Source organism: Pseudoalteromonas sp. TB25, from assembly GCF_000497995.1.
Taxonomy (GTDB): Bacteria; Pseudomonadota; Gammaproteobacteria; order Enterobacterales; family Alteromonadaceae; genus Pseudoalteromonas; species Pseudoalteromonas distincta.
Genome location: NZ_AUTI01000046.1, coordinates 1 through 1,346 on the forward strand (window position 1 = coordinate 1; position 1,346 = coordinate 1,346).

Consider the following 1,346-nt stretch of genomic DNA (forward strand, 5'->3'; position numbering starts at 1 on the left):
CAACTTTTGAAGCCGCAGCGCCTACTTCTTCATTACGAATAGTAGTGGTTACATCTTCGCCTTCTAAAATAACTTTTCCTGCATTAGTTTGACTATCTACCAAAAACTGCACATCTAAATTTGCAGCAAGCGGGACAAGCCCTTCTTCATTGTCTAATGCAATTTGGTGATGAAGTGCAGCTAAAGATAAAACACGATAAATCGCACCGCTATCTAATACATCCCACCCTAACTTGTCGGCTAACAAGCGACAAACAGTTCCTTTACCTGAACCACTTGGGCCATCAACGGTGATCACGGGCATTAATAACGCCTGCATTTAAAACCTCCTGCAATGCACACCTAAATAAACCGCGACATTATACGTCAGTTATTAAAATATATCTGCTATTAGTGTGTAACTTTTGTAATTACTTCTAATTAGCTTATTCACTGACTGACGCTAAAACATTGAAAAATGTAGGAAATGTTTTATAGGTACACTTTGGATCATTAATTGTTATTGGCTTTCCACCAACGGCAACCATTGCAAAACACATGGCTATACGGTGATCGTCGTAAGTATCAACAGCAACATCATTAAATGTTTCAGGTGGGGTGATCTCTATAAAATCTTCACCTTCTACAACCTGTGCGCCTACTTTACGAAGCTCAGTTGCCATTGCATATAAACGGTCTGTCTCTTTTACTCGCCAGTTATAAATGTTACGAATGGCTGTTGGGCCTTTGGCAAAAAGAGCAACAGTTGCAAGAGTCATAGCTGCATCAGGAATTGCATTGGCGTCAATATCCACGCCTTTTAGTTCGCCTTTGCGAACAACTAAACGCTCATCATACCAATCAATTTTTGCGCCTACTTGCTCCATTACTTTGGCAAAGCCTATATCACCTTGCACCGACTTGGCACCCACGCCCTTAATTTCAATCTCACCGCCTGCAATTGCAGCCGCAGCAACAAAGTAAGAGGCAGAAGATGCATCGCCTTCAACCATTATGCGATCTAATGATTGATACTGTTGACCACCTTTAACTTTAAAGGTTGCATAATCACTATGCTCAACATTAACCCCAAAACGTGCCATTACATCAAGTGTAATATCAATATAAGGTTTAGAGACTAAAGTACCTTTAATAGTTATTGTTGTATCACCGTTAAATAATGGCGCTGCCATTAATAGAGCGGTTAAAAATTGACTTGAAATACTGCCGTCAATTTCAACCTCACCGCCTTTTATTTGGCCACCCACAATTTTAAGTGGTGGGTAGTCTTTGTGCTTTGTATAAGTAACATCACCACCCAATGCTTGCAGCGCGTCAACCAAGTGCCCTATCGGGCGCTCTTCCAT

Annotated in this window: 2 protein-coding genes; both read right to left on the reverse strand. The window is 40.9% G+C overall.

Translation table 11 applies throughout. The features are described 5' to 3' along the window. Window positions 1–319: (d)CMP kinase (locus L652_RS0100870; RefSeq protein WP_024594865.1), on the reverse strand; the 319-nt coding region annotated here is incomplete at its 3' end. Window positions 320–425: 106 nt separating this feature from the next. Continuing rightward, window positions 426–1,346 (reverse strand): 3-phosphoshikimate 1-carboxyvinyltransferase (gene aroA / locus L652_RS0100875; RefSeq protein ID WP_024603190.1); only part of this gene is annotated, 921 nt, incomplete at its 5' end.